Origin of the sequence: Halostagnicola sp. A-GB9-2, from assembly GCF_030068615.1 — an archaeon.
In the GTDB taxonomy this organism is placed as follows: Archaea; Halobacteriota; Halobacteria; order Halobacteriales; family Natrialbaceae; genus Halostagnicola.
In genome coordinates this window covers 205190-230971 of sequence record NZ_JASJOC010000004.1, presented here as the reverse complement: position 1 = coordinate 230971, position 25782 = coordinate 205190, and the positions used below count along the sequence as shown (strand labels likewise).

The 25782-nt window shown below is 61.4% G+C and carries 25 protein-coding genes; 14 read left to right on the top strand and 11 right to left on the bottom strand.

Going from position 1 to position 25782, the window contains the following annotated elements; translation table 11 throughout:
* Positions 1–121: 121 nt before the first annotated feature.
* A complete protein-coding gene (locus QNM96_RS12245) occupies positions 122–328 on the top strand; it encodes a DUF2892 domain-containing protein (RefSeq protein ID WP_283836672.1) in 207 nt (68 codons plus the stop codon).
* A 58-nt stretch (positions 329–386) separates the two neighbouring features.
* Here QNM96_RS12245 and upp read toward each other — a convergent pair whose 3' ends face one another.
* The gene (gene upp / locus QNM96_RS12240) at positions 387–1064 is read right to left on the bottom strand and encodes a uracil phosphoribosyltransferase (protein WP_283836671.1); all 678 of its coding nucleotides are present in this window, start codon (positions 1062–1064) and stop codon (positions 387–389) included.
* Positions 1065–1195: 131 nt separating this feature from the next.
* Here upp and QNM96_RS12235 point away from each other — a divergent pair, with 131 nt between their 5' ends.
* The 3 genes from QNM96_RS12235 to QNM96_RS12225 all read left to right on the top strand — a co-directional run bounded on the left by QNM96_RS12235 (position 1196) and on the right by QNM96_RS12225 (position 4087).
* Positions 1196–1918 (top strand): DUF5828 family protein, encoded by a 723-nt coding sequence (locus QNM96_RS12235; protein ID WP_283836670.1) that lies wholly within the window; start codon positions 1196–1198, stop codon positions 1916–1918.
* Positions 1919–2016: 98 nt separating this feature from the next.
* A complete protein-coding gene (locus tag QNM96_RS12230) occupies positions 2017–3207 on the top strand; it encodes an anion permease (RefSeq protein WP_283836669.1) in 1191 nt (396 codons plus the stop codon).
* A gap of 169 nt (positions 3208–3376) precedes the next feature.
* Positions 3377–4087: a hypothetical protein gene (locus QNM96_RS12225; RefSeq protein WP_283836668.1), complete on the top strand. Its 711-nt coding sequence runs from the start codon at positions 3377–3379 to the stop codon at positions 4085–4087.
* A 149-nt stretch (positions 4088–4236) separates the two neighbouring features.
* On the opposite strand, the gene QNM96_RS12220 is transcribed toward QNM96_RS12225, so the two are convergent.
* Positions 4237–5622: a hemolysin family protein gene (locus QNM96_RS12220; protein WP_283836667.1), complete on the bottom strand. Its 1386-nt coding sequence runs from the start codon at positions 5620–5622 to the stop codon at positions 4237–4239.
* Positions 5623–5724: 102 nt separating this feature from the next.
* Here QNM96_RS12220 and QNM96_RS12215 point away from each other — a divergent pair, with 102 nt between their 5' ends.
* The 3 genes from QNM96_RS12215 to QNM96_RS12205 all read left to right on the top strand — a co-directional run bounded on the left by QNM96_RS12215 (position 5725) and on the right by QNM96_RS12205 (position 7427).
* Entirely contained in the window at positions 5725–6024 is a 300-nt protein-coding gene (locus tag QNM96_RS12215; protein ID WP_283836666.1) for a glutathione S-transferase N-terminal domain-containing protein, read from the top strand.
* Complete coding sequence (locus QNM96_RS12210; RefSeq protein WP_283836665.1) at positions 6025–6534, top strand: redoxin domain-containing protein; 510 nt, start codon at positions 6025–6027, stop codon at positions 6532–6534.
* Between the two features lie 302 nt (positions 6535–6836).
* On the top strand, positions 6837–7427 hold the full coding sequence (locus QNM96_RS12205; RefSeq protein ID WP_283836664.1) for an L-threonylcarbamoyladenylate synthase: 591 nt from the start codon (positions 6837–6839) through the stop codon (positions 7425–7427).
* Between the two features lie 41 nt (positions 7428–7468).
* Here QNM96_RS12205 and QNM96_RS12200 read toward each other — a convergent pair whose 3' ends face one another.
* Positions 7469–8143, bottom strand: coding sequence for a hypothetical protein (locus QNM96_RS12200; protein WP_283836663.1), 675 nt, complete (start codon positions 8141–8143; stop codon positions 7469–7471).
* A gap of 42 nt (positions 8144–8185) precedes the next feature.
* Positions 8186–8776, bottom strand: coding sequence for a conditioned medium-induced protein 4 (locus tag QNM96_RS12195; protein WP_283836662.1), 591 nt, complete (start codon positions 8774–8776; stop codon positions 8186–8188).
* A 178-nt stretch (positions 8777–8954) separates the two neighbouring features.
* On the opposite strand from QNM96_RS12195, the gene QNM96_RS12190 reads away from it, so the two are divergent.
* Positions 8955–11156, top strand: a complete 2202-nt coding sequence (locus tag QNM96_RS12190; protein WP_283836661.1) for a heterodisulfide reductase-related iron-sulfur binding cluster — start codon at positions 8955–8957, stop codon at positions 11154–11156.
* A gap of 273 nt (positions 11157–11429) precedes the next feature.
* On the opposite strand, the gene QNM96_RS12185 is transcribed toward QNM96_RS12190, so the two are convergent.
* Positions 11430–11615: a hypothetical protein gene (locus tag QNM96_RS12185; protein WP_283836660.1), complete on the bottom strand. Its 186-nt coding sequence runs from the start codon at positions 11613–11615 to the stop codon at positions 11430–11432.
* Positions 11616–11724: 109 nt separating this feature from the next.
* Positions 11725–12444 carry a type 1 glutamine amidotransferase gene (locus QNM96_RS12180; RefSeq protein WP_283836659.1) on the bottom strand — a complete coding sequence of 240 codons (720 nt, stop codon included), beginning with the start codon at positions 12442–12444 and terminating at the stop codon, positions 11725–11727.
* A gap of 299 nt (positions 12445–12743) precedes the next feature.
* Here QNM96_RS12180 and QNM96_RS12175 point away from each other — a divergent pair, with 299 nt between their 5' ends.
* Positions 12744–13469: a CPBP family intramembrane metalloprotease gene (locus QNM96_RS12175; protein ID WP_283836658.1), complete on the top strand. Its 726-nt coding sequence runs from the start codon at positions 12744–12746 to the stop codon at positions 13467–13469.
* Positions 13470–13513: 44 nt separating this feature from the next.
* On the opposite strand, the gene QNM96_RS12170 is transcribed toward QNM96_RS12175, so the two are convergent.
* From QNM96_RS12170 to QNM96_RS12160, 3 genes are all read right to left on the bottom strand, one after another.
* Positions 13514–14176: a helix-turn-helix domain-containing protein gene (locus QNM96_RS12170; protein WP_283836657.1), complete on the bottom strand. Its 663-nt coding sequence runs from the start codon at positions 14174–14176 to the stop codon at positions 13514–13516.
* Between the two features lie 80 nt (positions 14177–14256).
* Entirely contained in the window at positions 14257–15066 is an 810-nt protein-coding gene (locus QNM96_RS12165; RefSeq protein WP_283836656.1) for an alpha/beta hydrolase, read from the bottom strand.
* Positions 15067–15146: 80 nt separating this feature from the next.
* Positions 15147–15311 carry a hypothetical protein gene (locus QNM96_RS12160; RefSeq protein ID WP_283836655.1) on the bottom strand — a complete coding sequence of 55 codons (165 nt, stop codon included), beginning with the start codon at positions 15309–15311 and terminating at the stop codon, positions 15147–15149.
* 183 nt (positions 15312–15494) lie between these two features.
* Here QNM96_RS12160 and QNM96_RS12155 point away from each other — a divergent pair, with 183 nt between their 5' ends.
* Positions 15495–16346 (top strand): CBS domain-containing protein, encoded by an 852-nt coding sequence (locus tag QNM96_RS12155; protein ID WP_283836654.1) that lies wholly within the window; start codon positions 15495–15497, stop codon positions 16344–16346.
* Positions 16339–18138 (top strand): glycine--tRNA ligase, encoded by a 1800-nt coding sequence (glyS, locus tag QNM96_RS12150; RefSeq protein WP_283836653.1) that lies wholly within the window; start codon positions 16339–16341, stop codon positions 18136–18138. The genes QNM96_RS12155 and glyS overlap by 8 nt, the downstream gene beginning before the upstream one ends.
* A 126-nt stretch (positions 18139–18264) precedes the next feature.
* Here the strand turns inward: glyS and QNM96_RS12145 are convergent, their stop codons facing one another.
* Positions 18265–19689: an SLC13 family permease gene (locus tag QNM96_RS12145; protein WP_283836652.1), complete on the bottom strand. Its 1425-nt coding sequence runs from the start codon at positions 19687–19689 to the stop codon at positions 18265–18267.
* 265 nt (positions 19690–19954) lie between these two features.
* Positions 19955–20440: a redoxin domain-containing protein gene (locus QNM96_RS12140; RefSeq protein WP_283836651.1), complete on the bottom strand. Its 486-nt coding sequence runs from the start codon at positions 20438–20440 to the stop codon at positions 19955–19957.
* Between the two features lie 168 nt (positions 20441–20608).
* Between QNM96_RS12140 and QNM96_RS12135 the strand changes: the two genes are divergently transcribed.
* The 3 genes from QNM96_RS12135 (at position 20609) to QNM96_RS12125 (ending at position 25762) form a co-directional block, all read left to right on the top strand.
* Positions 20609–21199, top strand: coding sequence for a dolichol kinase (locus tag QNM96_RS12135; RefSeq protein WP_283836650.1), 591 nt, complete (start codon positions 20609–20611; stop codon positions 21197–21199).
* A gap of 215 nt (positions 21200–21414) precedes the next feature.
* Positions 21415–23076: an HTTM domain-containing protein gene (locus tag QNM96_RS12130; RefSeq protein ID WP_283836649.1), complete on the top strand. Its 1662-nt coding sequence runs from the start codon at positions 21415–21417 to the stop codon at positions 23074–23076.
* A gap of 187 nt (positions 23077–23263) precedes the next feature.
* Positions 23264–25762, top strand: a complete 2499-nt coding sequence (locus QNM96_RS12125) for a DEAD/DEAH box helicase (protein ID WP_283836648.1) — start codon at positions 23264–23266, stop codon at positions 25760–25762.
* The last annotated feature ends 20 nt before the right edge of the window (positions 25763–25782 follow it).

Below are 25782 nucleotides of genomic sequence, written 5' to 3'. Positions count from 1 at the left end.
GCGGGGATAGGTGCGCGCTCTCGAGTCGAAACGGGGGTGTGTGCCTGAGGCACAAAGCAGGGAGTGACGTGCCGACAGCTGACGGGAATACCGTTAGGAGTCTCGAGTCCAAAACTCAGCTATGGACCGAAACGTCGGCGGGATCGATCGGCTGCTTCGGTTCGGCGCTGGATTCACACTGCTGATCTACGGGTACCGGAATCGAGAAACGACGATCGGCACGCTCGCGTTTATCGCCGGGAGCGATATCCTCGCGACCGCGATCATCCAGCGGTGTCCGATAAACGCCATGTTCGGAATCGACACCTGCGGCGAGGAGAACTGGTAGAGCAAGGGCGACTCGAGACACAGCCCAAGAAGTCACTGGAGAAAACGCAAAGCAGCGCTCAGGTCGTTCGGAACGCGCGGTCACCCGCATCGCCCAGTCCGGGGACGATGAAGCCGTCGTCGTCCAAACGGTCGTCAATCGAGACGGTGAGCAGATCGACCTGCTCGAACTCCTCGTCGACGCGCAAGAGCCCGTCGGGTGCAGAAACCGCAGAGAGAACGATGAGATGCTCCGGATCGACGGAGTTCTCGACGACGTGGTCCAGGACGGCACACATCGTACTCCCCGTCGCGAGCATCGGGTCGGCGACGATGACGGTATCTTCCTCGTGGATCTCCGGCAGTTTCACGTAGTCGATCGTGATCGGGAACGAGCCGTCCTCGCCCCGGCCGGCTTCTTCGTCTCTGCTTGCGCTGATGACGCCCTGTCGCGCGCGAGGGAAGGCTTTCAGCAAGCCTTCGACGAACGGAGTCGCCGCGCGCAACACGTTGATGATGACGACGTTGTCGAGTCCCTTGACGCGCTCGCCCATCGTCGGCTCGAGGGGCGTTTCGATCTCGGCGTACTCGGTTTCCATCCGGCCGTCGATGATCTCGTAGCCGCAGATACGGCCCAGTTTGACCAGGCCTTTCCGAAAGCCGACCTGTTCGGTTTCGACGTCTCGAAGGCGTGAAAGCGTATCTTTCGCCAGTGCGTGAGTGACGACGTAGGCGTTGTCCCGCTTGTCTATCGGCATAGTAGTACAGCCATCCGCCGGATAGTTCATGGTATCGATCCGGTTCGAGCGGGTGACGACGAACGAACCCGCAGATTTCCCCCCGGCGGAGAAGTTTATACCGCTTCGCGCCATACGACTCCCTTAACCGAATGGAAGAGAGCATCTCGGGTTTCAAAGTCCGCGGTGATTGGTCGACCGTCGTCGAGCACGGGGAGCGAGTCACACGCGCGCTCAGAGACGCCGGTGTCCACGACCCCGATCACGACTACGGCGCGCGCTTCGCTCGAGCCTTCGAAGAGTGGGAGGAGTGGCGGCCGAAAGCCCACGAAACGCTCGAGCGAGACGTCAGCGAGAAAACCGCTGATCAAGCGAGCGTCGAAGAAGGAAAAGGCGAAAAGGCCGGTAAAGATCCCGACGAGGACATCAAAACCGCTGGCGAGAAACTCTCGGAATCCTACGAGCAGTTAGAAGAAGACGACGCCGAAGCCGCCGTCGACAACTGGAAGGAATCCATCGATTACGTCGCGCGGGCGGCGGATTCTGCGAGTCGAAAAGCGCTTCGCCGCGTCGAGGACACGGTCTACCAGAACGTGATGACACAACTCGCACCCTACTACTTCGACAACGAACTCGTCAGCGCGAACATCCAACAGTCTGCCCGTGGAAACGACAACGGCGAGTCGTTCGTCTTCGAGGTCAACGTCAACGACGACGTGCTCAAAGACGACGTTTCGGAATCACTTGCGTCCTACGAGGACGAGGTCGACCGATGGCACGTCGTTACCGAGAAAGATACGGAGGCCGCCGAAGCGATCGAAGGTGCCGAGCCGCCGCCGGAGCCCGAAGACAACTCGAAATCGACGACGAACTAACAGTCTTACGGACTTTTCATCGGTGCCAACGCTCGAGAACGCTAACGTCGCCAATAGGTCGGCACACACTTGTAGGACCCGCTGGTAACCCCGTGTAAATGGTCGATATCGCGACGATCGCGACGTTTCTCGTGGCTGCACTCGCGGCACTCTTTATGGCCTGGTCGATCGGCGCGGGCTCGAGCGGGTCGACGCCGTTCGCCCCAGCCGTCGGTGCGAACGCAATTTCAGTCATGCGAGCGGGATTCTTCGTCGGGATTCTCGGGTTTGCGGGTGCGGTGTTACAGGGTGCGAACGTCTCCGAAGCCGTCGGAACCGAACTGATCGATGGGGTCACGTTGTCGCCGATCGCCGCTGCAGTGGCACTCACCATCGCGGCATCGCTGGTCGCGATCGGCGTCTTCGCCGGCTACCCGATAGCGACGGCGTTTACCTCTACTGGAGCCGTGATAGGGGTCGGGCTAGCGATGGGGGGCGACCCCGCCTGGGCGAAGTACACGGAGATCGGCGCGATGTGGATTCTGACACCGTTCGTCGGTGGTGGAATTGCGTACGCGATCGCACGAATTTTGCGAGACGAGCCGATCGGCGAAGAGCGCTTGATTGTCGGGCTGGCCGCCATCGTGGGTGCGGTCGTCGCGAACATCGAGTTCGCCGTCCTCGGTCCACCCGACGGCGGAGAATCGATCGCACAAACGGTCGGCGGCTGGCTTCCGTTGTCGCCGACCCTTTCGGTCGCCAGCGTAACCCTGGTAATAGCGATACTCTGGGGGGTCGCTGTCGGGGCCGACCTCAACAAGGGAACCGAACGCGGCGAGCGACACTTTTTGCTCGTTCTCGGCGGCCTCGTCGCCTTCTCGGCGGGCGGCAGTCAGGTCGGGCTCGCAATCGGGCCGCTGGTACCCATCTCCGGCGACCTCGAACTTCCGCTGATCGCATTATTGCTCGGGGGTGGCGTCGGACTTCTGATCGGCTCGTGGACGGGTGCGCCACGGATGATCAAAGCGATCTCGCAGGACTACTCCTCGCTTGGCCCGCGTCGGTCCATCGCAGCGCTGATCCCGTCGTTCGCGATCGCACAGGTCGCCGTTTTGTACGGCATCCCCGTCTCGTTTAACGAAATTATCGTAAGTGCGATCATCGGAAGCGGCTACGCTGCATCGACGGCGGGAGGAGGAGTGAGCGGGAGGAAAATGGGGTACACGGTCCTCGCGTGGGTTCTTTCGCTCGTCGGCTCGATCCTCATCGCGTTCTTCGGCTACTGGGTTATCGATATCCTGTTGCTCTGATAGGGTCGTTCGTAATTCTCTCCCGGCATAGATACTCAGTCGTCGGTTTCGCTCGGCAAAACTCGTTCTCCGCTCAGGCTGGCTGAAAATAGGTACGAACGACCCTATGAGAGGAAGGCGACGAGCGCGATACCGAACGGCATTTACACGAACGGCCGTGAATTCCAGTATGGCAGTAGACGATTCCGAACCGATTCAGTGGCGGCGGGACGCCGCAACGTCGCGAACCGTTCGTATCCTGTGGTCACTCGGCGTCGGGACGTTCTTCGCCGCGGCGCTCATCATCGTCTTCTGGCGACTGTTCGATATGACCGGTCAGACTGGCGGCCAATCGATCATCGTCGCCGGCCTCGCCGCACTCGTCGTTACAATCCTCGCGTTCGCGTTCGGTAGTAATACCGAACAGCGAGTCGCGCGAGTGAGCGAACGGCTCCCGGTCAGTGCACCGACCGGAACGAGCCTCGAGCGAGCACTCGACGCGGCGCTCGGAATGCTCGTGATGGCCGGCGCGATTGCGGCCCTGATGGCGACCGGTCGGTACGTCTCGCAGAACGAACTGCTGGAACTCGGTGCCGGTCCGTTTACGTTGCTCGCGGCACTGACGATTCCGCTCGCACTCGTCGCGATTGCACTCTCGTCGTTTCTCCGGTCGGTCGGCACGCTCGATCACGAAGAGCGAGTGATCTACCTCCACGACCCCGATCAGGCGATCGAACTCGAACTGATCGAGGACACCTCGATCCGCAGACTCGGAGACGCGGCGATCTTGAGCCTCGAGTACGCGCAACCGGACGGTCAGTACGTGCAGGGACCGCGGCGGATCGTCGTTCCGCCAGCGGTCGCACGAGAAGTACAGGAGTTAGTCAACGCCGACAACTGATAGGATCGGTTGTCAGTCATTTCTGGCCATTCGCCGCCCCGCCCTGGCGACAAACCGATAAACAGGGACAACCAACCCTATGAGCGCTCCTCGGAATGTCGTCCGCCTCGTCTGCTCCTCCGTCTCGTCTTCAGCCGCTTGTGCCCCGCCTACTCCTCCGTCTCGTCTTCAGCCGCTTGCGTCTCCCCGTCTTTGTCCAGTTCCTCGAGTTTCCGGAGTCGAGCCTTCATGATCCGGGTGTTTTCGACATCTTCGACGGTGATCCGGACGCCTTCGTAGGTGAGTTCCTCGCCTTCCTCGACGAGTCGGCCCGCTCGGTTGAAGATGAAACCGGCGATGGTCTCGAACTCCTCGCCTTCGGGGAGTTCGATCTCGAGGGCCTCGTTAACGTCCTCAATGTTGACCTCGCCGCGGACGAGGACGGTCCGTTCGTCGATTTCTTCGACGGGGAGATCTTCGCCGCCCTCGAGAATCTCGCCGATGATCTCCTCGATCATGTCCTCCATCGTCACCAGCCCCTCGGTGGTGCCGAACTCGTCGATGACGATCGCCATGTGCATCCGGTTTTCGCGCATCTCGGTGAGCAACTCGTCGACGTTTTTCGACTCGGGAACGTGAAGCGTCGGCTGGATGAGGTCGTCGATCTCCAGGTCGTTAGCCTTGGTTTCGCCGTAGTTGAGGTCGCGAACGAGGTCACGAATGTGGACGATACCCAACACGTTATCGAGGCTATTTTCGTAGACCGGCACTCGAGCGTGACCACTTTGGATGCAGGTTTCGATTGCCTCGTCGATGTCGGCGTCCTTTGGAACCGCCGTCATATCGAGCCGAGGGGTCATCACTTCCTTGACGATCGTGTTATTGAATCGGAAGATCCGCGTGAGCATCTCGTGTTCTTCCTCCTCCAGGACGCCCTCGCGCTCACCGGACTCGATCATCTCCTGGATTTCGTCGCGAGTCACGTAGGGGGACTCAATCGCCCCCGTAGATCCGGTAATGCGGTTGACCTGACGGGTGAGATAATCGAACAGGACGATGAGCGGGTAGAGGAGGTACTCGGTTGCCTTGAGCGGTTTCGAGATCCGAACCGACCAGGTTTCGGTGTTCTCGACGGCGTAGGACTTGGGAACGCTCTCGCCGAACAGCAAGACGATCGCAGTAATGCCAAACGTCGCCAGCAAGACAGCAGCCAATCCGCCGAAATAGAAGCCAAGCAGCGCAGTCGCGATCGAGGACATCGCGATGTTGACGATGTTGTTCCCGACGAGGATCGTTACGAGCAGGCGGTGTGGATCCTCCTTCAACGACTTCACCAGCTCTGCGCCCGGGACCCCTTCTTCGACCATCCCCTCGACGCGGTGTTTCGGGAGCGAGAACATCGCGATCTCCGAGGATGAGAAAAAGCCCGATAATGCGATGAGGACGACGACCGCGAGCGCCCCGAGAATCGTTACTGTCGACCGGTCGAACTCGAGTCCAGCAACTGGAACTTCGTATGTGGCAAGCAAGATGTCGAGGAACGAAGACAACGCCATTGATTATCGGGAAATTATCACCCTGCCGACTAACCCTTTATCCTTTTGTGAGGGATTTCCGGCGACGATACGTTTACCCGCCCGTTCCACCAACGGAGACACATGAGCGCACCGAGTGAATCACCGATCACCCTGTACCGACTGCAGGCCTGTCCCTACTGCGAGCGCGTGGTTGCCCTCCTCGAGGAGTACGACCTCGAGTACGCCTCGCGGTACGTCGAACCGATGCACTCCGAGCGGGACGTCGTCAAACGCGTCGCCGGCGTCCGGTCGGTCCCCGTTATCGTCGACGAGGAAACGGGCGTCACGATGGCCGAAAGCGGGAACATCGTCGAGTACCTCGAGCGGACCTACGGTGAGCACGGAAAAGCACAAGGCGCGGCCGCAGGGGGTGACGACTGAATGCCGGACTTCGACGTCGTCGAACTCGGTCCGACGGATCATCCCGAAGCCGGCGACGAGGCACCCGATTTCACTCGCCCGCTCGTCAACGACGAGTTCTGGGAGGACCGCTCGCTGTCGGAACTAACCGACGAGGGGCGAGTGATTCTCATCTTCACGCCGATGATCGCCTCCTACGCCGCGAAGTACGTCTGGGACGAACTCACGGAGCGCGGCTGGAATGAGGGCGACGCGCGCATCGTCGGCGTCAGCGCCTCGACGCCCTACGCACACTCGAGCGTGATCGCGGACAACGACTATCCGTTCGAGCTGTTCGCGGATCCGGCAAACGGCGTCGCGGAACGGTACGGCATCGCCCACGACCTCGACGGAATGGCTGGCGTTTCGGAGCCCCGAACCGCGTTCTTCGCGATCGATTCGGACGGCGTCGTCGAGGCCAGCTGGGTCGCCACCGAGTGGCCCGAGTTCCCCGAGTATGACGACCTCGAGGAACAGCTGGATCTCGTCTGAAGCGTTCGAACAACGCTACGTTTTCCGAGATCGATCTTCGGAAGCGACTCGAAGAGCGCCTATCGGCGAACCAACTCGAACGCGTTCATGGCGGCGCGTTCGCCACGGAAGAATCGGTTTTCCCCGCGAAAAGGCGACAGAACGCGACCCGAAGCAAGACGAGGATACTGAGAACGGTTCCGAACGCCATCACGACGAACGGCTGAAGCAACACGCCCCCGGATCGCCGAAGTAGATCAGGGAAGCGTCGGCCACGACGCGGTACGTTTTTGGCCGCGACGAGCGGAGTTCGAATCGAAACCGTGTCATCGTCATCTCTCGAGCGAGCCGCGACGGCGATTCGGAGCGGCGAGCTCGTCGTATACCCGACCGAAACCGTCTACGGCCTCGCCGCCGACGCGCTCGACGCCGCGGCAGTCGAACGCGTTTACGACGCGAAAGAGCGGAATCGATCGAACCCCGTCTCCCTCGCGGTACCGTCGGTTCCCGCAGCGCTTGAGCACGTCCGAACGACCACCCGCGAACGGGAGTTCATGGCGACGTTCCTCCCCGGCCCCGTCACCGTCCTCTGTCAGCGGCGAGAGAGCGTCCCGGACGAACTCACTGCCGGTGCTGATCGCGTCGGCGTTCGCGTTCCGGATCACCGACTCGCGCTGGCGCTCTGTGAGAAGGCCGAGACGCCGATCACGTCCACGAGCGCGAACGTTAGCGGCCGCTCGAGCGCCAGGCGAGTTGCGGATCTCGACCCGGAGATCCGCGACCGAGCGGCCGTAGTGCTCGACGGCGGCGAAACCGCGGGCACAGAAAGTACCGTCGTAAACGTCTCGACGGGGGAGATCCACCGCCGCGGCGCGATGGCCGGCGAGATCGAGCAGTGGCTCGAGACGCGGTGAGTCGGCCGAGCGTTACGGACCCGTACGACCGCACGAGACTCTCATCCCAGCCCGAGCAACGAACGGAGCGTTCGCGTTCTAACGCCACACTCGCCCGCGTACTCGCATGCTTCGCACTTCGAATCGTTTTGAATGCGCGCGGGAGGGCCGTCGAGTTCGCGAACCGTCCGAAGCACCCGACGGTACCGGGCCTTCCGGCGAGTCGTCATCTCGAGCCGTCGAACGACGCCGTATGAGGGGTACTCGAGCCAGACGCCCTCGACCGGCGTTTCGTGCTCCCAGGCGATCGCCTTCGCGGCCGCGACGGCGTGGACCGACTGGGACTCCCAGACGCCGGTTTCCGGCGGCTTTCCCGTTGAGACGAGCGTCGGCTCGAGTGGATCCGACAGAACCTTGTGAACGATTCCGCGCACGTCGCGTCCAGTGGCGAGGACGGATTCGGCAGCGGGGTTACAGATAGGGTCCCACCGGTCCGCCCGCTCGAGTTTGGACCGGGTGTGCTCGAGCGCACGTCGGAAGGAGTCTGGATCAGTTTTGATCGGCTCGCCCGCGAGGGCGTTCGCGTCGGCCTCGAGCAGGGCTTCGTACCGAAAAGCGAGCGACCGGATGTGTTCGACGGTCGCGGGCGGGTCGCGTTCGTCGCGGCGACGGTCGTAATAGCATTTGCGCGGACAGTAAGCGGCCGATCGGAGATCGCTGAAAGCGACGCGGGACACGGCCGTGTTGGCCGCCCGATCCGATAAAAAGGGTAGCAGGTCCTAGAGCGAGACGTCGGTTTCCATTCCCTCGGTTGCGTCCTCGAGGCCGTCCTCTCGAACGTCGCTGGCCATTCGATCCGTCAGATCCGAATCCGCCAGAACGCTATCGAACTCGTCCCGGTACCGATCGTTGGCCGCCCGGGATTCGTCTCGAGCCGACGCGATTCGACGGTATCGTCGGATCTGCTCCTCGCTGGCGTCGTACTCCGAAGCGATCGTGGCTGGGTCCTCATCACGTTCTCGGATCGCAACGAGGTCAACCTCGTCCGCGTCGACGTCGTCCACCAGATGAAGCGAGAGCCTCGCTTCGAAGATGCTCTCTTCCGTGGCATCAAGCTCCGAAGCGATCTCTTCGTCACTCGTCCCCTCGTAGAACTCCTTGGCCACGTCGATCAACTCCTCGTCCGTGAGCGGGGTATCGAACTCGTATCGCTCGCGCATCTGGGTGACAACGTTCTCGAGGCGCTCGTCGATCGTTCGCTCGTCTTTCTCGAGCGAGCCCCGACTCGCCGTCTGGGACTCAGTGACGGTCTCCTCACCGTCGGTAACGCTCGTAAAGAGATCGCGAAGTTCCTCGGTTTTTTCGTTCATGAGTGGACACTGGAGATAGGACGCTATATAAGCCTGTTGCCAGATATCGTCGCAAGGAGGAAGAAACGTCCCACAGTTGTAAACTCAAAACATAAATAACATTTTACGAAGAGGGCATCGGGTAGGGGTACCGAACGTGGTGATAAGAGTTAAGTCGAATCCCCGCACGTGATAGAACATGAACATTGTCGCACAGGCGGGCGCGTCGAGGGACATGTATCTTGGGCTTCACGGCGTCGAGATACTCCTGTTTTACTTCCTCGTCGCGGTCACGCTCTTCGTCTTCGCCTACGGAGTGTACCGCCGATTCGCGCGCTACACCCGCGGGAACGAAGATCCGTTCGCTCGACTCGACGACCTGCCGAACCGAATCGTGAGCGCAGCGAAGATCGTCCTCTCGAACGAGAAGCAGTTCAACAGAGATCTCTACGGCGGACTGATGCACTCCTTTATTATGTGGGGTTTCCTGACCCTCCTCATCGCGACGCTCATCATCGGCTTCGAAGCCTACGCGACCGACATGCTGTTTGGCATCCTCTTCTGGGAAGGCGACTTCTACCTAGCCTACCAGTTCATGGTCGACGCGATGGGGCTGCTGTTCGTCGTCGGTATCGGCATGGCGATGTATCGCCGGTACTGGGTCCGAAATCACCGCCTCTGGGATCGCCATACCTCGAGCGAGGACGACATCTTCATCTGGACGCTGTTCGGTCTCGGCGTCGGCGGCTTCCTCCTCGAGGGGTTCCGTATCTATATCACCGGGATGCCCGAACACGAGATCGTCAGCTTTGTCGGCTACGGCCTCGCAATGCTATTTGGTGCGATCGGGATCCCGACGGTCGGCGGCGCGGACGTCGCTCAGGAATACGTCGCAATGGGCGCGTTCGGCGCGAACGCCGAAACCCTCCACTGGCTCTCATGGTGGTCTCACTCCTTGCTGGCGCTCTTTTTCATCGCCTGGATCCCCTACGCCAAGCCGTTCCACATGATCTCCTCGTTCGCGAACGTCGTCACGCGCGACGAGAAAGCGGGCGCACGGCTCCCCGGCGTCCCCTCGGATCTCGACGCGACCAACGCCGAGGATATTGACGACTTTACCTGGAAAGATATCCTCGACCAGGACGCCTGCACCAAGTGCGGCCGCTGTTCGTCGGTCTGTCCCGCGAAAGCCTCCGACCGCCCGCTCGACCCGCGAAACGTCATCCTCGATCTGAAACAGTACCGCGAGGAGCTCGACGCTGGCGGCGAAGAGCAGCCGATAATCGCCGATGGTGGCACCTCGGTGATCAACACCGAGACGATGGAGTCCTGCATGGCATGCATGGCCTGTATGGACGCTTGCCCGGTCGAAATCGAGCACCTGAACTCCTTCACCAAGCTCAACCGTCAGATGACCGATCAGGGCGACATCGCCTCCTCGATGCAGGACGTCTTCCAGAACGTTATGCAGGACGGCAACACCTTCGGCAACAGTCCCCGAAACCGGGGCGACTGGGCCGATGAACTCGAGTTCGATGTGACCGACGCTCGCGAGGAGGAAGTCGACTACCTCTGGTACGTCGGGGACTTCCCCAGCTACGACGAGCGCAACAAGCAGGTCGCGCGCTCGCTCGCGACCATCCTCGAGGAAGCCGACGTGAGCTTCGGGATCCTCTTCGAGGACGAGAAGTACGACGGCAACGACATCCGGCGAGTCGGCGAGGAGTTCCTCTACATCGAACTCGCCGGCCACCACGTCGAATCCTTCGAAGCGTGCGAGTTCGATAAAATCGTCTGTACGGACCCCCACTCCTACAACACGTTCGAGAACGAATATCCGGAGGTCGACTTCGAGGAGTTCGCCGACGATCCGATCATGCCCTTCGAGTACGACGAGTTCTGGAACGACGACGGCGAGATCGACGTGCTCCACTGGACCCAGGCCGTCGAGGAGCTGGTCAACGACGGCAACCTCGAGCTATCCGGAACCGAGCTCGACTACACCGTCACCTACCACGATCCGTGCCACCTCGGGCGGTACAACGACGAGTACGAAGCGCCTCGAGAACTCATCAAAGCGACGGGCTGTGAACTCGACGAGATGCCGCGCAACCGTTCGAACTCGTTCTGTTGTGGCGGTGGCGGGGGCGGGCTCTGGATGGACTTCGAAGAAGAACCCAAACCGAGCGAAGAGCGCATTCGGGAAGCGCTCGAGGACACCGACGCGGGAAGCGGCGTCGAGAAGTTCGTCGTCGCCTGTCCGATGTGCATGACGATGTACGAGGACGGGCGCAAAACGGGCGGCTTCGAGGACGACATCGAGGTCGTCGACGTCGCCGAACTGATCGTCGAAGCGATCGGGAAAGAAGACGAAGCGAGTCTCGAGGTCGCGGCCGACTGATCGGGTCGGCTCAAGTCGGGCTCAGCTACGAATCGGGCTCGGCTACGAATCAGAGTCGTCCCGAAAGAGTTCGATCGTGGCCTCGTTCGATTCGTGTACGGTTCGAACGATTCGCTCGAAGAGTATTCGTTTCGGTATCGTGCGTCCCGTCTCGAATGTCTTCCTGTAGCTCCTCGAGAACGTCGGTAGTCTGTTCGCTGATTTCGATGGATGGACACATGGACTGTTGGGAGAGAGCCTCGCAAATCGATCAGCGACCTATCGAAGGGAGAGTTACCACCGACATTCGGTGTTGGCACTGCCGGTATCAACGATGTCGCCGTCTTCGTCGCGCAGGAGGATGTCTCGCTCCTGGCTATCGGTGTCATCGCCCGCTGACAGTTCGAAGTCCGTAACCTCGCGCTCGTCTACGTCGTGGGTCCGGACAACCTCGCCGTCGGGCGTTTGTACCTCGATCACATCGACTACGTCCGGATCGACCTCGAGGTGGCAATCTCGGCGTCTGGTTCCGACAAGATGAGAGAGAAAACAGGCTGTGTATCCGCCGGTAATCAAGGGACGGCCGTACTCATGCCGAGGCGTCGCGAGACGCCCTCCCGCCACCCTCCTCGAGTCGCACGTCGCGAACGTACTCGAGGAAGTTCTCGAAGACCAGCTTCGCCTGACAGGCTCGCTGGTAGTTCTCGTCGGTGATCTCACAGAGGACGGATTCGCGACGTTCGTCGGAGAGTTTCTTTCGGTGGACGAGTTCGCGTGCGGTTTTCGTATCGTACTCTGGATGGAACTGAACGCCGAAGACGCGGCCTTTGTTGAAACCGTGGTTCGAGTACTCGTTTTCGGCGAGGGGCTCTGCACCCGCCGGAAGCTCGGCGACTTCGTCGGAGTGACTCGTGAAGGCGGTGAACTTGCCGTCGATGCCGTCGAAGAGCCTCGAGGATCCGGTGTGTTCGATCTCGCTGTAACCGATCTCGTAGGCACCCATGTCGGCGACGGTTCCCCCGAGGACGTCCGCGAGGAGTTGGTGTCCCCAACAGATACCCAAAAACGGTACGTCGGCGTCGATTGCTTCACTAACCCACTCTTTGACCGGAAGGATCCACTCGTCGTCCCAGTAGACCGACGAGCGAGAACCGGTCACGATCGCGCCGTCGAAGTCGACCGTGTCGGGGAGCTCGCCGCCGTTAACGTCGAACTCCACCAGGGAGGCGTCGAGTTCGCGTCGAAAATTTCGCGTCGTGTTCGCGTCCTCGTGTGCGGCGTTGAGAACGGCGATACGAAGTTGACTCATTACCAGTTGTAGACACCTCGGTGGAAAAAGGCCTTGCGCCCACCACGGGCGTTGCCGTGACCTACGTCGAGGCAGAGTCGGAGCGACATTGTCCGAAACGTAGTCAAAACCACGGCCGTCGAAATCGTGGTTACACCCCTCGAGAGGGGTCATCGCTATCAGGACCTCGAGAGGAGCCACAGCTGTTACGAATCAGTGTCGCGTTTCCGGAAACGGCTATCTTCTCGAGGGGACTTAACTGATCGAACTGTGCAGTACGAGTTCCCATCACGGTTCGGATGATACGTTTCCGTAGAAACATGGATACAGGCTGGCTCTCCGGTGTGAATAGAAGGGATACTGTAAAGACAAACATCGCCGACCGGCTCTGGCTCACGCTCGGCGCTGCGACGCTCGCAATCGTAGTGATAATTGTCGCCATCTCCGGATACATTTTCACGGTCGGTGACCCGACCGTCGAGCCGCCGACCGGCGTCGTGTATGGCTCGAGCGCTATCGCGCTCGCGTTGGCGGCGTCCCTACTGTGGTGGCAGTTCGACGAAGCCGAACGGCGATCGGCGTTTCCGCTCCGTCGACCGACTCGAGCCGAACTCGCCTTGACGCTCGTTTTCTTTCCTCTCGGGTTGGGTGCGTTTCTCGGCGGCGAGTGGGTTGCAGGATTGCTCGGATTCGAAATGGAGCCGTTCTACGCCTACGATCTAACCGATCCGGCGACGTTCGTCGGAGTGGTGGTGGGTGCAGTGATCGTCTCGCCGGTCGCCGAAGAACTGCTCTACAGAGGTGCACTGATTAGTTCGCTCGGCGACCGCGGGTGGTCTCCGGTCGCCGCGGGCTTCGGTTCGATCGCCGTCTTCGCCGGGTATCACGTCTTCGCGCTCGGCGTCGCGGGGGTGTTTGCGATCGCCGCGTGGGCGGTCTTCCCGACGATACTCCGGATCCGTTTCGACAATCTCACGGGTGCGTGGTTACTGCACCTGTTAAACAACGTGTACGCGTACGTGATCGTGGCCCTATTCGTCGTCTAAGTGAGAAAACTGACAAGAGGCATCCCAGGAGACGGCGAGAGCATCTACCGGTTCTGCGACGGAACGAGCGCGTGAACGATCTCCCGCTCCGCTCGCCTGAGTAGATCCGAGGCGGTGCTCTCGGAGCAGTTCAATTCCGTTGCGATTTCGGCGAGCGACCCCTCTCGAGGGACTTCGTAGTATCCGACGTTCTCGGCGGTCCGTAAGGCGCGATACTGTCTCGCGGTTAGGCGATCGGTGATCCGTCGATCACGACCGTGGTATTCGCCGACCGACTCGATTTCGATCGACACCGCTTCGGAGAGATCGGCCACCACCTCGCGGAGTTCCTGAAAGTCCCCGAGAATCGTGACCGTGACCGTTCCGTCCTCGATGACGACCGGCGGAACGTGGATGAAATCGTGGCCCAAAAATACCGACCACCACGAGGTCCGCTCGTGGGCGTCTTCCTCCTGCGTGTAGACGTAGAACCTGCCGTCACTGACCGTCCTGATCTCGTGTTTGCGTATTTCGGGAGCGTCCGCCAGCGAATTGGCATAGACATCTGGATCCCCGTGAACGAAACACAGCTGATTGAGAATCAGTTGACGACTCATTCGCCACATGAGCAGTTCTTCCCTGATGATCGTATCACTGGCGGCCAGCCGGCGACTCAAATCGGACTGAATCGACGGGTCAGGAACGACGGTGAGATCGATAAACTGCATTCGACAAACCGTTCAGGTGAGTAATACAAAAATTTGGCTGGTGGGAGCCTGTCTCGAGTCCAAAACGGTGACTATCGGAATCAGCGCTCGTCTTCCTGTGACTCAAGAAAGCCCAGGAGCCAATCATTCACGGTCCGAGAGCGTTCGATAAACGCGAGGTGGCCCGCGTCATCGACCGCTTCGAACTCGCCCCGTGGGAGCCCTCGAGCGAGTCGCTCGCCGCCCTCAGGATCGACGAGTTCGTCTTCGGATCCGTGGACGACGAGCGCGGGCTGGGTGACCTCGACCAGCCAATCGGTCGCATCGAATCCGGAGAGTGCACCGAGTTGGGCCTCCCATCCCGTTCGGGAGGCGTCGCCGTCGGCTCGCCAGTCGACGATTCCCTCGAGAACCTCGGGCTGGCGTTCGCGAAAATCGGCCGACAGGACGGTCTCGAGCGACGAGCGGATCGCCTCACGGTCCTCTGGTGGGGCGAACAGGGGCTCGAGGTCGAACGCTGATTCCGTCGGTGCGGTTCCGAGCAACGTGAGCGTCTCTACTCGGTTTGTCGTACGTGCGGCCGCGAGCGCGACGGCACCGCCGAGTCCGGCACCGACGACGTGGGCCGATCGGGTTCCGGAGTCAGCGATAACGGCCTCGAGGTCCGCCGCGAGCGTCTCGAGGTCGTAGGGTCCAGACGGGGAGTCCGATCGCCCCGTTCCGCGAAGATCCCAAACGATGGTCTCGAACGGGCCGGCGAGAGCCGCGTGTTGCCAGCCCCACGACCAGCCGCCGAGGCCGGCTTCGGGGACGAACACGACGGTATCGGAACTACCGGCGGGACTGTCCCGATAGCCGTCGCCGTCGACCTCGTAGTGAAGCGAGACGTCTCTGTTCGACGCAGTTGGCATGTTCGACTCAAGGTGTTGGAGACGGGCACCGGTTTCGGTTTCGGCTTAACTTCGAAAAACGATATCAATCACACGACGCGTTAGCGCCACGCCGGAAGCTCCGGTGCGTCGTCGGCCTGCATCGAAAGCCACGCACCGTCGGCTGAAATGTCCGCGATGACGTACTCGCTGCTCGATCCTCCCGAATCGATGGAGCCAACGACGGTGTCGTCGGACCCAACCGAGTGTGCGTGACTGTTGGGCATGGGAGAAGTTCCCACCCACACACGTATAAACGCATCGAAATTGACTGTCCAATGGAAATGACTGTCACCACAATTGGCTCGATAGGGGAGATCGTAACGACCCCGAACAGACGAGGAGGGCTCCCGTCAGATCCGACCAGTGAAACACTGGGTTTATACTCATTTTAGCCGTACAAGCGGGACATGAACGTAGCCGACGCGATGACGCCGCGCGAGGAGGTCGTGACCGTCGAACTGCCGGGAACCAGAACCGACGTGCTCGAGTACTTGCAAGAACAGTCGTTCTCGTCGGTCCCCGTCGTCAAATCCACCGACGAGGAGACCGAATACCGCGGGCTCGTCTCCCGAGACGCCCTGATCGAACAGCCGGACGAAGACCAGCTCGTCATGCTGATGGACGACGTGCCGACGACGACCGCGGAGACGTCGCTCGAGGATGTCGCGCGCGAGATGGTCGAAACTGGCGCGCGGCGCGTGCCAGTGGTCGACGGGGAGTTTGAAGGAATCCTCACGGTAACCGACGTTATCCACGCCATCGCGACGGGCGATCAGGAGACCGACGACGTCGTCGGCTCCTACGCGAGCGAGAACGTGAACACGACCTACGAGGGCGCTCCCCTGGCTGTCGCAGAGCGCGAGTTGTACTACGCGAACGTTCCGTACACGGTTGCACTCGATGAGGACGGGAGTATGAGCGGCGTCCTCACCGAAGTCGACATCATCGACGTGGCTCGCATCGTCGAAGGCGAAGAGGAGACGGGGAACAACTTCCCGGATCAGGACGCCGACTACTCCTGGGAGGGAATCAAAGGCGTCGGGAGCCGCTACCTACCGACTCGAGACATCGAGATTCCGAACGGCCCGGTCGAGGACTTCATGACCGACGACGTCGTCACCGTGACGGCCAATCGGTCGGTACAGGAGGCCGCACAGGAGATGATTAGCAACGACGTCGAGCAGATTCCGATGGTAACCGGCGAACAGCTCGCTGGTATCGTCTGTGACATCGACTTGCTGGAGGCTCTGTATGAGTAACGAGAGCACAACCCAAGAGCAAGAACAGAACGGCGACGCCGAGCGGACGAGCGAACAGCTCGTCGAACTCGCCAAGCGTCGGGGCTACTTCTTCCAGTCTTCCGGAGCCTACGGCGGCGTCGGCGGCTTCTACACCTTCGGTCCGCAGGGAGCGTCGCTGAAGAGCAACGTCGAAGACGCCTGGCGCGATCGGTTCGCCCTCGAGGAGGGCAACATGGAAATCGACGCGCCGACGATCATGCCCGAACCCGTCTTCGAGGCCTCGGGTCACCTCGAGGGCTTCGACGACATGCTCGTCGAGTGCTCGGAGTGTGGCGAAAGTCACCGCGCGGACCACATCGTCGAGGACAACACGGACTTCGAGGACGCCGAAAGCCTCCCCATTCCGGAGGTCGAGGAGGTCATCGCCGAGCACGAACTCGTCTGTCCCTCCTGCGGTGCCGGACTCGCGGGCGAGGCCGTCGAAGCGTTCAATCTCATGTTCGCGACGAACATCGGCCCCGGCGACTCCCAGCCGGGCTACCTGCGACCCGAGACCGCACAGGGCATCTTCGTCGAGTTCCCGCGGCTCAAGGAGTACGCCCGGAACACGCTCCCCTTCGGCGTCACCCAGATCGGCCGGGCCTACCGCAACGAGATCAGTCCACGACGGTCGATCATCCGGACCCGCGAGTTCACCCAGGCCGAACTCGAGTACTTCATCGACCCCGAAGAGGACGAACCGGACCTCTCTGCGGTCGAAGACGTGGGTGTGCGGCTGTACCCCGTCACCGAACAGAACGCGGAAGACGGCAACGAGATCGAGACGACCATCGGCGACGCCGTCGCGAAGGGCGTCATCACCGACCCGTGGGTCGCCTACTTCCTCGGTATCGCCCAGGAATGGTACGACTCGATCGGCGTCGATATGGACCGATTTCGGTTCCGCCAGCACCTCTCGGGCGAGCGCGCCCACTACGCGAGCGACTGCTGGGACGCCGAGAGCGAGATAGATCGAAATTGGATCGAAATCGCCGGCTTCGCCCATCGGGGCGACTACGACCTCTCGAAACACGCCGAGCACTCCGGCGACCGGTTTACGATCTTCAAGCAGTACGACGAGCCCAAAACCGTCGAACGCGCCACCGTCGACCCCGATATGAGCTACCTCGGGCCGGAGTTCGGCGGCGACGCACAGGCCGTCGTCGAGGAACTCGAGGCCCTCGCGGGACGCGATCGGTCCGCATTTGACGACGAACCGGTCGAGATCGAACTCGAGGGCGAGAGCCACGAGATTCCCGTCGAGAAGACCGGTTTCGCCGTCGAGGAGCAGACCGAAGCCGGCGAGCACGTCGTTCCGAACGTCATCGAACCCTCCTTCGGCGTCGACCGTGTCGTCTACACCGTCCTCCACCACGCCTACCGGGAGGACGAAGTCGCGGGCGAGGAACGCACCTACCTCGAGCTCGAGCCCGAAGTCGCGCCGACGTTCGCGGGCGTGTTCCCGCTTCAGAACGACGACGAACTCGAGGCCCAGGCAGACGATATCGCGTCGGAACTGCGCGAAGCCGGGCTGTCGGCCACCTACGACGACTCGGGGAACATCGGTCGCCGATACCGTCGCCAGGACGAGGTCGGCACGCCGTTTTGCGTAACTGTCGACTACGAGACCATAGAAAATGAGGAGACGACGGTGACGGTTCGCGAGCGCGACTCGACCGACCAGAAGCGCCTGCCGGTGGACGGACTCGCCGAGACCCTCGTCGCGCTTCGGGAGGGCAACGTGGCGTTTTCGGAACTCGAGGGCGAGTAACCGTCGCGCCTGCGGCTGTCTCTGAACCGCTTTTTTGAACACCGTACGGGCTCACAGGCGGATCCGTTCCCAGAATAGGGTACGTTCGAAAAAAACGATCGAAAAGGGGGGAACGATCCGATCAGGTCAGGAAAGCGGCAGAACCGACGCGACGGTGACGATGATGAGGAACCCCGTAACCGAAATGATCGTCGTGAGCGCCGTCCAGATCTTGAGCGTCTCGGCCTGCGTGAGTCCGCCGATCTCCTTGACCATCCAGAATCCGCTGTCGTTGAACCACGAGAAGATGTTGCCGCCGGCCCCGATTATCAGCGCGAGGTAGACCGGGTGGACCGCGAGGTCGGGAACCTGCGGCGCCATGATCCCTGCGGTCGTGATCATCGCAACGGTCGCAGAGCCCTGCGCGATGCGGATCGCGGCGGCGATGAGCCACGCCGAGACAAGGACCATCACGCCGCCACCCGATCCGACGGTGACCAGATCCGTGATGTACTCGCCGATACCCGAGGCCGCGAGCAACCCGCCGAACGCCCCGCCGGAGGCGGTGATCGCGGCGATGTGCGCGCCGCTTTTGAGCGATTCGACCAGTTCGTCGGTCCAGATTTCCTGACTGATCTCGCGAACGCGAAGGTACGTCACGGCGGCGGCCAGCGCCGCGACGGTCAGCGCGAAGTTGGGGTCGCCGATAAAACTCGCGACGGGGGCGAACGACTCGAGCGGCCCCTGAATGCCGGCGAAGGGAGAGACCCCGTCGGCGGCCAGGTCGACCATGAAGTCCACCGTGGTGTTCGTGGCGACCAGAACGACGGTGAGCAGAATCGGGAGCAACGCTTCGAACATTCCGGGAAGGGTGCTGGCTGGACGGTCCGCCATCTCGTGAACTTCCTCGGCGGTCGATCCCATCGTCTCGCGTAGCGGGATGTCGTCGAGTTGGCTGTTGATCCACTTGCCGTAGAGGATTCCGGACACGGCGGCGGTCGGTACCGCGACGAGGACGCCCCCGAGCATCATCGCGCCGAGGTCGACCGCGTCGCCGAGTTCTCCCGCAACCGCCAGCGGGCCCGGCGTCGGCGGGACGAACACGTGAGTCGTCGCCGCACCGGCACCGACCACACAGAGGAACAGCGCGTAGTCGCGCCCGGTTCGGGCTCGCATCGAGCGAGCCAACGGCGCCATCAGGTAGAAGACGTTCTCGAAGAAGACGGGGATCGACAGCGCGCTACTGCTCCCCCACAGGGCGAGGTAGGACCGATCTTCGCCTGTCACCGACTGAAACGACCGAACGATGCGTTCTGCCGCACCACTTTCCATCATTCCCTTTCCGATAACCGCTGCCATCAAGATGGGAATACCGATCCCGACCATCGTGTCACCGAATCCGGCGGCAATCTCTTCGGGAACGTCACCGATCGGTACCGATGCCGTCGCAGCGCCGACGATAAAGGAGGCGACAACGAGCCCGATAACCGCGGGTAATTTCAACCAGACGAGTAGCGCGATAACCGCGACTAATCCGATTGCGAATACTATCAGTGGGTTAGCAATTGCCATATATGCTACAGATTATCTACCCTGACAGAGCGTATTATATTAATCGATAAGTAAACAACAGCAAATTTTCAAATATTAAATTTATAGGCGATCAAGTGCCAAGTGTTGTTTCAAACCAGTCTACTATAGGAATAGTAATTACTACAACCGTAGTAACAAGACGGGCGTCGAAAACTGTCTCGTATTGGTCAGCTAGCTCGGAATCAAACCGGTTTACTACGCCGGTTTCGCTCGAGACGCCCCAGTTCGAGTGCTCGATTCGTTCTCACAGTTCGTCGATCGCCGCGAGGATATCGACCGGCAACGGACGGTCCAAGGACGTCTGGCCCTCGTAGCTGTAGACGACCGACGGGTCTCCGTCGCGACAGTCCAGAACGAGCGTCACGGGAACGCGTCCGATCGACGCGACGAACCGACCGATCGTTCCGTACTGCGTCGGTTGGTGAAACTCCTCTCGGACGACACCGTCGTCGTCCGCCAAAATCGGAAACGGCGGGTCCACGAGTCGTCGCCAGGACCGGACTTTCGGGTGCGTTCCCGGAACCACAGCCGCAACCGTAGCGTCTCGCCGCCGAAACTCGTCGTACTCGGCCGCGATCTTGCGAACCTGCTGGCGACAGGTTCCGCTCCGATGACTCTGCATCAACAGGAGGACGAGAAACGCCGTGTCCGAGGCGAGTTCGGCCACCGACACCGGATCCGGCCCCTCCCCGACGTTCGAGTGCTCGAGTGCGAGAGAGCGTGATCCCATACCATACGTACGATCCGGCAAGCAAAGATGATAGCCCGGCAGTCGCAACGTGTCGAACGAGACGGTTCTGCGTCCGCCTCGGCGTCTCCGGGCCGTAAGTTACCGACGAGCGCCCGCGCGGAGAGTAATCCGACGAACTGAAGGTCACGTACTTCGAGGACTCACGGGATGGCCGACGAACTCAAGCGACGACTGGTCCACTCGAGCGGTGCCGGACTGGTCGCTCTCTACCTGCTCGCATCCTATCTCGATCTCGGATTGACGTGGGACCGTTTTCAAATCTTGATGGTCGTCCTCGCGGTCGGGACCATCGGCCTCGAGTTCCTCCGACTCAGGGCCGGCCTCGAGTTGTCGCTCTACGATAAACTCACTCGAGAGTACGAACAGGACCAGTTCGCCGGCTACGGCTACTACATGGTCTCGATGACCGTCGCCGTGCTCGCGTTCCCGTCCGAAATCGCCCTCCCGGCGATGTTGATGCTCGCGATCGGCGATCCGGTAAGCGGCGCGGTTTCGGACAACTCCCTCCGGCGATACAAGAGTCCGAAAGTGTTCGCGACGATGTTCGTCGTGAGCTTTCTGCTCGCCTTGCCGTTCCTGCGCGAACACCCCGAGGTCGCGGTTGCGGCGGCGATCGGTGCAATGGTCGCCGACTGTATTACGGTGAAAATCGGCGATTTCGTCGTCGACGACAACCTCACGATCCCGATCTACGCCGGGTTGTTGGGGTATCTGGTTCTCGAGTTCACACCGTTCTGATCGGTGTTGCTTTCGTCGGGGGTTTCAGCGAGGTGCCAGCTACAAGTCAGTCGCCCGGAACCGCCGATAGCCAAACCACGTCGCAAAGACGATCCAACCGAGGAGCACGGCGACTCGAGCATCGAACTCGAAACGTCTCGTCTGCCGACGACGCATCGCCGAACCGTCGTTTCAGTAGAAAAACCTATACCGTTACTGTAGAATCACGACGACAGATGGGTCCCACGACAATCACCTCCCTCCGCGAGTCGGGTAGCCGGCTTCGAAGTCGCCTCCGTGACGGCGTTCGAATCGACGCGCGAACGCTCGCGGTCTTTCGCGTGAGTATCGGCCTCCTCGTCCTCGCCGATCTGTTCCTCCGGGCGCGAAACTTCGGGTACTTCTACACCGACGGCCGCGTCGTCCCGCAATCGCTCGTCCTCGAGACAGCCACAACGTACCCGTTCTCGATCTACCACCTGACGACGGATCCGACCCTGATCGCGGGGCTGTTCGTCCTGCAGGGGCTGATCGCGATCCTGTTGATCGTCGGCTACAAAACGCGCCTTGCGGCGGTGCTAACATTTCTGTTCATCATCTCGCTGGACAACCACAACCCGTTCGTGTTGAGTTACGCGGACACGCTGTTTCGACTTCTGGCGTTTTGGGCCATCTTCCTCCCGCTGGGCGAGCGGTGGTCGATCGACGCCGTCCACGCCGACCGGGAACCCAGAACCGCCGTCGCGAGCGTCGCCTCGGCGTTGATACTGGGCCAGATGGTCTACATGTACTTCACGAACGGGCTGATCAAATCCCGATCCGACGTCTGGACGAGCGGGGACGCCGCGCCGCTTGTGCTCGGCCTCGACGAGATGACGTTCCTGCTGGGCGACACCGTTCGCCAGTTCCCAGTCCTGCTCGAGTACGGCGGCTTGCTCTGGTTCCTCATGCTCGTCTGCTCGCCGCTCCTGTTGGTACTACGAGGTCGTCCACGGATGCTGCTGGCCGGGATGTTCGTCGCGGGCCACCTTTCGTTCGCGCTGACGGTTCGTATCGGCGCGTTCTCCTACGTCTCGATCGCCGGCGTCCTCCTCTTCTTGCAAGCGCAGTTCTGGGACGATCTGGGCGCGGTAGCGACCCGGTTGGGAACCGGCGTTCCCGATATCGCCGCTCGAGCGACCCGGCGTCTCGAGGGGATCGCAGGGCGAGTTCCCAATTCCGGATTCGCCGACGAGCGGAAACGACTCAGCCTCGCCAGCGGGCGCGCGTACAGCCTTTCGCTGGGGGTCGTCGTCGTCACCGTCCTGTTCGTCGCTACCGTACTGGCGGTCAACGTCGGCGGGGCCGCACTCGACGTCGAGAGCGATCAGGAGTTCGAGGAACGAATCGAAGGATCGGTTCACGAGACCCTCGAGGAGCACCGAGGCGTCGCGCAGGTCGAGACGGTCGCCTCGAGTTTGGGAATTGACCAACCGGTGGGTTGGGGTGTCTTCGCCGGCCCGGATCCGCGGACGACCGACCGGTACTACGTCTTCCCCGCCGAAACCGAGAGCGGCGAGCTGGTCGACGTCTACAACGAACGGCCGCTGGCCTACGATCGTCCCCACGACGAGTTACAACTGCAGTACGACACCTACCGCGAGCGCTTCTACATGAACAGCGTCCGCCGCGGCGGCTACGGCGGCAACGACGTTCCCGGAACGTTGGCCGACAGTATCTGCGAGCAGTGGGCCGGAGAACACGACGAGGAGCTCGTTCGCCTGAACATGTACGTCGTCGAAGAGGACATCACCCACGAGACGATCGATACGCCCGGCGATCGCGACCGGGAATACACGGAGTTCTACCGCCACGGGTGTGGCGACAACGAACCGGCGACTGTCCAACCGCCGGAGTGACGGGTGTCCAACCGCTGAAATGACGGGCGTCAAACCGCTGGAGTGAGCGACGATCGAAGGAACTGAATATCGTCACGGTGCCCGAACTTGAGCGTCGACCAACCGCTTTTGCTGCGTTTCCGCCTATTGTGACTACTTCCACCGCGCTTTCTCAAACCTTAACCGCGGCCGCGTCGAACCGCCGGCAATGGCAGCGACGGACGAGGATATCCCCTCTATCGACCACCCCCTACTTGCGCCCGACTTTCTCGAGCGACGACTTTACCAGCTGAAACTCGCGGGAACGGCGGCGAACGACCACACGCTCGTCTGCCTCCCGACCGGGCTGGGAAAGACGACGGTGAGCCTGCTCGTGACCGCCCGGCGACTCGAGGAGGCCGGCGGCAAGTCGCTCATGCTCGCGCCGACGAAACCCCTCGTCCAGCAACACGCGGAGTTCTACCGCGAGGCGTTGCAGATTCCCGACGAGGAAATCGTCGTCTTCACGGGTGACGTGAGCCCGGAGGACCGCGCCGAACTCTGGAACGAGTCGACGATTATTATGGCGACGCCGCAGGTCATCGAGAACGACCTCGTCGGGAGCCGCGTCTCGCTTTCCGAGGTTACCCACATCACCTTCGACGAGTGCCACCGGGCGACCGGCGATTACGCCTACAACTACATTGCAGAGCGCTATCACGCGGACGCCGACCAGCCGCTCGTGACGGGAATGAGTGCTTCTCCGGGAGGCGACGAGGAGGCCATCCTCGAGGTCTGTGAAAACCTCGGGCTCCACGAGGTCGAGGTGATGACCGAGGAGGACGCCGACGTCTCGGAGTTCACCCACGACACCGACGTCGAGTGGGAGCGGATCGACCTCCCGGAAGACGTCATCGAAATTCGAGACGCGTTGAACGAGGTGATCACAGAGCGCCTCGAGAAGTTGAAGGAACTCGGCGTGGCAAAATCGACCCAGCCAGATCAGTCTCAAAAGGACCTCAATCGGATGCGTGCCGAGTTACAGGAGCTGATCAACAACGACCAGTCTGAAGGGTTCAAAGGGATGTCAGTCCACGCCGAGGTGATGAAACTTCGACAGGCGGTGACGCTGGTCGAGACCCAGAGTGTGGAGGCGCTCCGTCGGTATTTCGACCGACAGAAAAACCAGGCTCGCTCCTCCGGTGCCTCGAAGGCGAGCCAGCGACTTGTCTCGGATCCGCGGGTCAGGGAGTCGATGCGAAAGGCCGAAAAGTACGACGAACTCCACCCCAAGTATCGCAAGACGCGGATGCTGCTGGCCGAAACGCTGGGGCTCGACGGCGGCGAGCGCGTGATCGTCTTTACCGAATCGAGAGATACCGCGGAGGCGTTGACGGACTTTTTGAACGACAGCTTCGACGCCAAGCGCTTCGTCGGGCAGGGCGACCGCGAAGGGTCGGACGGGATGACCCAAAACCAACAGCAGGACGTGCTCAACGACTTCCGCGCCGGGGAGTTCGAAGTGCTGGTTTCGACCTCTGTCGCTGAGGAGGGCCTGGACGTGCCCGAAGTCGACCTCGTGCTCTTTTATGAGCCCGTCCCGACGGCGATTCGGTCTATCCAGCGGAAGGGTCGAACCGGCCGCCAGTCCGAAGGTCGCGTCGTCGTCCTGATGGCCGAAGACACCCGAGACGAGGCGTACTTCTGGATCTCGAGGCGGCGAGAGAAGGAGATGGAGAACGAATTACGGGAACTGAAAGGGATGGCCGACAACCTGGAGGAGGAACTCGACGACGCCCAACAATCGCTCGCCGCGTTCGAGAGCGGCGGCGAACGCACGGGGAGTGAGGCCAGCGATAGTGGTAGAATCGAAAGCGAAGCGGAAGTGAACACTGGTGCGACAAAATCGCCCGATGAAGCCGCATCTTCCAGTGGAAGTGGGGGGGTTTCCGGTCAGCCCGGATTGCAGGAGTTCGACGCCGAATCGGCCGACGACAGCGACGGAAACGAGGCGGACGGATCGACCGAAGACGAGGTCGAAACCCACGAGCCACACGCGGAGGGAGACGCGATCGAAATCGTCGCCGACCAACGCGAGATGGACGCTAACATCGCTCGAGAGCTTTCCAAACGCGAGGAGATCGACATCCGCCTCGAGACCCTCGAGGTAGGCGACTACGTCCTCTCGGATCGGGCCGTCGTCGAGCGAAAGTCGGTCGCCGACTTCGTGGACTCGCTGGTCGGCGGCGATCGGTCGGTCTTCGAGCAGGTCGGCGCGATGGCCAGACACTACTCCCGACCGATCGTGATCGTCGAGGGCGACGGGCTGTACGAACAGCGCGACATCCATCCGAACGCCATCAGGGGCGCGCTCTCGAGTCTCGCCGTCGATTTTGGCGTGAGCATTCTCAGAACGGAAGACGAAACCGACACGGAGGAGCTACTCGGCGTCATCGCCGGACGCGAACAGGAGACCTCGAGTCGCGAAATCTCGGTCCACGGCGAGAAACAGAGCAAGACCCTGGCCGAGCAACAGGAGTACGTCGTCGGTTCGATCGCCGAAATCGGGCCGGTGACCGCGCGATCCTTACTCGAGGAGTTCGGTACCGTCGAGGCGGTGATGATCGCGAGCGAGGACGAACTTCAGGCGGCCGACGGCGTCGGCTCGGTCACCGCAGAACGGATTCGGGAAGTTATCGGGAGCGACTACACCGGTTCCGGGAAGTAGCCGGGACCGAAGGGGTCGAA